Source organism: Micropruina sp., assembly GCF_027492755.1.
GTDB lineage: Bacteria > Actinomycetota > Actinomycetes > Propionibacteriales > Propionibacteriaceae > Micropruina.
Genome location: NZ_JAPUED010000011.1, coordinates 24,098 through 30,493 on the forward strand (window position 1 = coordinate 24,098; position 6,396 = coordinate 30,493).

General features: G+C 69.5%; 5 protein-coding genes. 2 read left to right on the forward strand and 3 right to left on the reverse strand.

Features of this window, described 5'->3' with window-relative positions; genetic code table 11:
• Positions 1-107: 107 nt before the first annotated feature.
• Positions 108-935, forward strand: coding sequence for a sulfurtransferase (locus tag Q0066_RS00600; protein WP_298129029.1), 828 nt, complete (start codon positions 108-110; stop codon positions 933-935).
• Positions 932-2,053, forward strand: coding sequence for an alanine racemase (gene alr, locus Q0066_RS00605; RefSeq protein ID WP_298129031.1), 1,122 nt, complete (start codon positions 932-934; stop codon positions 2,051-2,053). The genes Q0066_RS00600 and alr overlap by 4 nt, the downstream gene beginning before the upstream one ends.
• A 71-nt stretch (positions 2,054-2,124) precedes the next feature.
• Here the strand turns inward: alr and Q0066_RS00610 are convergent, their stop codons facing one another.
• From Q0066_RS00610 to Q0066_RS00620, 3 genes are all read right to left on the reverse strand, one after another.
• On the reverse strand, positions 2,125-4,425 hold the full coding sequence (locus Q0066_RS00610) for a hypothetical protein (RefSeq protein WP_298129033.1): 2,301 nt from the start codon (positions 4,423-4,425) through the stop codon (positions 2,125-2,127).
• Positions 4,426-4,655: 230 nt separating this feature from the next.
• Positions 4,656-5,852 carry a galactokinase gene (gene galK / locus Q0066_RS00615; protein WP_298129035.1) on the reverse strand — a complete coding sequence of 399 codons (1,197 nt, stop codon included), beginning with the start codon at positions 5,850-5,852 and terminating at the stop codon, positions 4,656-4,658.
• A gap of 133 nt (positions 5,853-5,985) precedes the next feature.
• Positions 5,986-6,306, reverse strand: a complete 321-nt coding sequence (locus Q0066_RS00620; protein ID WP_298129037.1) for a hypothetical protein — start codon at positions 6,304-6,306, stop codon at positions 5,986-5,988.
• Between the last annotated feature and the right edge of the window lie 90 nt (positions 6,307-6,396).

Below are 6,396 nucleotides of genomic sequence, written 5' to 3' on the forward strand. Positions count from 1 at the left end.
AGCAGTGACCGATCCCGAAACCAGTGACCGATCGCGCGATCGATCGCCGGCTGTTCTTCGACGAGCCGGGGGTGATCACCAACGGCCGGGTCTGACAGGCTGGGGGCATGGCCCGTGGCGATGTGTTGATCACTCCCGACGAACTGGACGGCGTCCTCGCCGATGTCGATCTGCTCGACGTGCGATGGCGGCTGGGCGAGCCGTCCGGGGCGGGGCGAGACCGTTACCGGGAGGCACACCTGCCAGGTGCCCGCTTCCTCGACCTGGAGACCGTGCTGACCAGGCACGGTGAGCCGACCGACGGACGGCATCCGCTGCCGGACGCCGACACCCTGGCCCGCGGCCTGGGCGCGTTGGGTGTGGACGGCAGTCGCCCGATCGTGGTGTACGACGAGGCCGGCTCGTTCGCCGCCGCGCGGGCTTGGTGGGTGCTGCGCTGGGCCGGGTTGGACGTCCGGGTGCTGGACGGCGGAGTCGATGCCTGGGCGGCGCACAATCGCCCGATGACAACGGGGGATGTGATCGTCGACAAGGCCGAGCTGCACGTCACGCCCGGACAATTGCCGACCATCGAAGCCGATGACGCCGCCGGCTTCTCCGGCACCCTGATGGACGCCCGCGCGCCTGAACGCTACCGCGGCGAGACCGAACCGATGGATCCGGTTGCCGGGCACATCCCGGGCGCGGTCAACGTCCCGGTGAGCGGGTTCTTCGCCGCCGACGGACGGCTCCCCGAACAGGACCGCCTGCGGGAACTGCTCGGCGACCGGACCGCTCCGCTGGCGGCCTACTGCGGCTCGGGAGTCAGCGCCGCGCAGCTGGTGCTGGCCGGCGCCGCACTCGACCTCGAGATCGCGCTCTACCCCGGATCGTGGTCGGCCTGGAGCAACGACCCGTCGCGCCCGGTCGCCACCGGGGAGTCGGAGCCCGCATGAGCTACCCGACCACCGCACACACCCTGCTGGACCACATCGAGGCCAACCTGCGCGGCGTCCGGGCACGGGTGGGCGACCGGCAGGTGCTGGCCGCGGTCAAGGCCAACGCCTACGGGCACGGTGCGGCCGCGGTGGCGGCGATGATCGAGCAGCGGCAGGCGGCTGACTGGCTCGGCGTCGCCACCGTCGACGAGGGACGCCAGTTGCGCCGCGCCGGCATCGGACTGCCGATCCTGAAGCTGTCGCCGACCCGGGGCTTGGACGAGGTCGGCCGTGCGCTGATCTCGGCGCTCACCCTGACGGTGGTCGACGAGGCGTCGGTGGAGGAGACGTCCCGGGTTGCTGAGCAGGTCGGGCTGACCGGGGTCTCCGTCCACCTGAAGGTCGATACCGGCATGCGCCGCGCCGGCATCGAACCCGCCGCGGCGCCGGCGCTGGCCGCGCGGATCGCGTCCGATCCGCACCTGCATCTGCAGGGTCTGTTCAGCCATCTGCCCATCTCGGATACCCCGGACGGCGTCGACTTCACCCGCGCGCAAACCGAGTTGTTCCGCACCACGATCGCCGCCGTCGAGGACGCCGCGGGCCGGGTCGAGATCAAGCATCTGGCCAACTCGGGCGCCGTTCTGGGACACCCCGATACCTGGTTCGACCTGGTCCGGCCCGGGATCATGATCTACGGCAGCCTGCCCGACCCGCAGGCTGAACGCAGCGTCGAACTGCGCCCCGGCCTGGCGCTGACCACAGAGATCTCGTTCGTGAAACCGGTGGCCGCAGGCGAGACGGTGAGCTACGGCCGCACCTGGACGGCCCCCCGCGACACCTGGATCGCCACCATTCCGGTCGGCTACGGCGACGGCTACTCGCGACTGCTGTCCAACCGCGGACGAGTGCTGATCGACGGCATGTCCTACCCGATCGTCGGCCGGGTCTGCATGGACCAGACCATGATCGACCTCGGCCCCGAGCCGAACGTCGGGGTCGGTGACGGGGTCGTGCTGATCGGCCGTTCCGGCGACCAGGAGATCACCGTCGCCGAGGTCGCCGAACTGATGGGCACCATCCCGTACGAGGTGACCTGCCTGATCACCGGCCGGGTCACCCGCGACTACCGCTAGACCTCCGTTGGTCGAGCTTGTCGAGACCCCTCGGAAGGATCTCGACAAGCTCGATCAGCGGTGGGGCACCCTCACAACGGCACCCGCTGCACCAGGGTGACCGCGTCGCTGAGGCTTTGAACGGTCACCAACAGATGGAGCGCGCCGTCGTGCACCAGCACGTCATCCAGCGAAACCTCCATTCCGTCCGTCAGACCCTCGATCTTCAGGGGTGCCTTCGCCCAGGTCAGGCCGTCCGAGGATCGCGACAAGGTGAGCGTCCGGTGGTCGTCGGAGAGGAAGACCTCGAGGAACTCGCCGCCGGCGTGAGTCATCAACGCCCCTGAATGGACCCCCTCGAAGGCGGTGAAGGACCAATGAGCCCCGCCGTCGGTGGAACGCCACACCGCACGGGTGCTGCGGGTCGTGCCCTTGCCCAGAGTCCAGCCGTAGCCCACGAGGACCTCTCCGACGCGGTGCACGCTGGTCACCTCGGCCCGCTCGTAGCGATCGAACGGGAGCGGGATCAAGCACCAGGTCCGAGTATCGGCGGCCACCCATGCCGCCGGCTCGGTGCCGGGGCCGTCGCTGATCGAGCCGACTGCCACCAGGCCGCGCCCGACTGACGTTACCGCGGTCATTGCGCGCTCTCGGCCGTCCAGGCCGTGCAGGTCGTCCAACGGGTCGCGCCGGTCGTACCAGTCACCGCGCGTTGTCGTTCTGGTGGGACGTCCGTGCGTCCAGGAGAGCCCGTTGGATGAGCTGGCCACGAGTGCCGAGCGGCGGATGTCGCCGTTGGTGCTCCGCTCGCCGACCACCACCCACCGTCCGTCGGCACGGATGGCGTCGGCGATGCTCGAGTAGTGGTACTGGGCCACCTTGTTGAAGGCCTTCGGCGCGGTTCGCCGCCATTTCCGGCCGTCCGTCGAGTGCAGGGTGAAGGCGTCGGTGCCTTCGACCTCCCCGGTCGCCAGGTAGCCTCCGTCAGCGTTCCAGGCGACCGCGTCGATCGTCTCGTCCGCCGCGGCACCGACCGGGATGGGCGTGCTGAAGGCGGAGCCGTCGGCGTGCCACAGGGCATAGGAGCCCTGGGTGCGCCCGTATGCGGCCAGGTGGTTCTCGACGACAAACAGCCCACTGGGCTGAATCCGCTCGCGAGTCTCGGACGGCGCCGCCACCTCCGTCGCGTCAACCCGCGCCGGGCCGTCGAAGCGCCACAGCCGGGTCGATCCCGGGTTGCCGTCGATACCGATCGCGACCACTCCGACCGCACCCGCACCGGCGCCGGCCTCTGCCCAAGCGCTTCCCCTGGTGGACGGGACCTTGACCGGCGTCCAGAACATATCGCCGGGCGACAGGTGCCAAACGCGCACCTCGTCGCTCGCACCTGCAGCGGAGGCGCGTTGCACAGCGAGTGTTCCCGACCCCATCCTGATCAACTCGGTGATGCCGGACGACTCGCCTGCGTCGGGTAGTCGTCGGGGAGAACGCCACGAACGCAGATCGTCGCTGGTCAACAGCAGCGGACGGTAGGTCCCCATGGGGTTGTCGTAGTAGCTCCCGCCGACCATGAAGCCTTTGTCGGTGGTGACCACATGGCTGAGCGAGCTGATGAAGTTCCCCGAGGTGGCCGGCTCCTTCACCGCGACGTGACGCCAGTTCGTGCCGCCATCGGTGGATGTGAACAGCAGGGAGAATTGCGACCGGCCCTTGCGGAGCCGGGGCAGTTCATTCCTGCCCACCGCCACCAGCCGGTCGCCATTGGCGGCGACCTCGCTCAGGTGGCCCTCGCCGGGGAGCTTCTGTGCCGTCCAGGTGACGCCGTCCGGCGATGTCCAAGCCATTGGCCAGGTCTTGTCGTGGCGCCAGCCGCCGCCGACCGCCACGAAACCACCACCGGACAGCCCGGTGATGCTGAAGACCTCTTCGCCCTTCTTCGGATCGATGCCGGCCACCGGGGTGCGCTCCCAGGTCTGTGCGTCGGGGCTGGTCCAGGCGAACAGCGTTTGGCTCTTACTGGTCAGACTCAGCCAGCGACGATCCGCCCCGGCGCCGGCCACGGCGGCGACCCCGACGGCCTCTTGGCCGATGGCAGCCGCAGACGCGGCTGCTGCGCTCGGCACGCCGTCGTGCCAGGTCGCGCCGGCGTCCGTCGAGTAGCGCAGGAGGGGAACCGAGGTGCGGCCCTCGATCGTCGCGACCATCAGCATGGTCTCGCCGTCGCCGGTCATCGCCTCGACAGTCGTTTCGACGCCGGCGCCCAGGTTCGGCAGTCCGGGGAATACGTCGGCCGGTAGGCCGGGAGTGTTCGACGGCGGACGTGGCGACTCGCTCGTGCAGGCCGTCAGCACTAGCAACGCCAGCACCATGATCAACCACCGGGAACGACTCATGCGGACAAGCTAGAGCGAAAACTGCCCGATTCTCGGAATCGTTCTTCAACCTGTGGATAACTCCGGCAGGAGATCCCGGGTCGAGCCCGGGATGACCGGCTGAAGCAGGGGGCCAAGTCTCGTTGGTCCTGGTGGCCTGTCATCCCGGCTGTGAACGCCGGGGTCTCTGGCGGGGCGAGGATGCGGGGCTCGAATTTCGCTGGTCCCGAACTCCGCTGGTCCCGATCGCCTCACGGCTCGACCAGGCAACCTCCGGGTTCGGACGGCGTGGCCTGGTGCACGTCCGGCACCGGCAACCCGCGCGAACCGGACGCCTCACGCACCGCACGCGCGATGGACGCGGCGTCCTCGCTACGGACCAGCGCGATGGCGCTGCCGCCGAAGCCGCCGCCGGTCATCCGGGCACCGAGCGCGCCGGCAGCCCGCGCGGCCGTCACGACCACGTCCAGTTCGAGGCAGCTGACCTCGTAGTCGTCGCGCAGCGACTCGTGCGAGGCGTCCATCAGCTCGCCGGCGGCGGTCCAGTCACCAGCTTCGGCGACCGCCACGAACTCGGTCACTCGCGCGATCTCGGTCACCACATGACGGACGCGGCGGCGCACCTCCTCGTCGTCGAGCTGCGCCAGCGCCGCGTCCAGATCGGTGACCTCGCGCAGCGTCGCGACGCCCAGGATGCGGGCGGCGGACTCGCAGGCGGCACGGCGGGCGCCGTACTGGCCGTCCGCCAGTGAATGGCTGGCCCGGGTGTCGATCACCAGCAACTCCAGGCCGTCGGACGCCAGATCGAACCGCACCTGCTCGACGGAGCCGTCGCGGCAGTCGAGCAGCAGCGCGTGCCCGGCGGTGGTCCGCAGCGAGGCCGCCTGGTCCATGCCGCCGGTCGGCGCGCCGGCGACCTCGTTCTCGGCGCGGACGCACAGTGCGGCCAGCCGGGCTCGGGAGTCATCGTCGGTGTCGAGTCGTTGTCCGGCCAGTTGCGCCAGCGCCAGGCCGACGGCGCACTCCACCGCCGCGGACGACGAGAGTCCGGCACCCAGCGGCACGCACGAGGCGACAGCCAGGTCGAACCCGGGCACTTCGAAGCCGGCTTCCCGCAGCGCCCAGGCCGGACCACCGCAGTAGGCGACCCACCCCGACACCTGGCCGGGGGCGAGCTCGGAGATCGCGCCCTCCCACACTTCATCACCGATGTCGGTGGTCATCCGGACCCGGCCGTCCGACCGGGCAGAGACGGCTACATAGGTGCGGTGCGGCAGTGCGATCGGCAGGCACAACCCGCCGTTGTAATCGGTGTGCTCGCCGATCAGGTTCACCCGCCCCGGCGAGGCCCAGACGCCGTCCGGTTCGGCGTCGTAGGCCGTCCGGAACAACTCCCGCACGGTCCGGACGCCGACCTCACTCGGCCAAGCCTGCTGCCACTCGCTCATCGGACTCCTCTTCGTCAGTCTCCGTCGACCGCGTCGGTCAGGTACAGAATGGCGCCTCCCCCGCTGAGTAGGGGAGTTCTCGCCGATCTTGACCAATGACTGAAGGCTCGGTGCTGACCTCTCGACTCGTGCCTTACAGGTCGAGGCTCGGTTCCACCGAGCTGACGATCTTGTGCTTCGCGCGTGCGTACTGAATCTCGCGACGAGTCGTGGATCCGACATACCCACCTTCGCTCACGACGCGGATCTCATCGGCGAGATCTATCCGTCGAAGGTGCAGTTCGCCGAGAGCAGCCCGCCTCGATGGAGTCAGCTCCTCGCTGATCGGCTCGGGGCCGAGCACGATGACGCCGCAAGCGGTCAGTCGTTTCCGTTCCGACTCGAACAGATGCAGGAAGCGTCGGGAGCCGCAGAGGCACACCACCGTGGGTCGGTCGACGTCGGATCCGCTCACCACTCCAGTCTGTCCGAGGAAGCGTGGCGGACGGCTCCCACCACGCGAGGACTCACTGACGCAGGTCGCGCACGGAATCCCGCAGTTGGA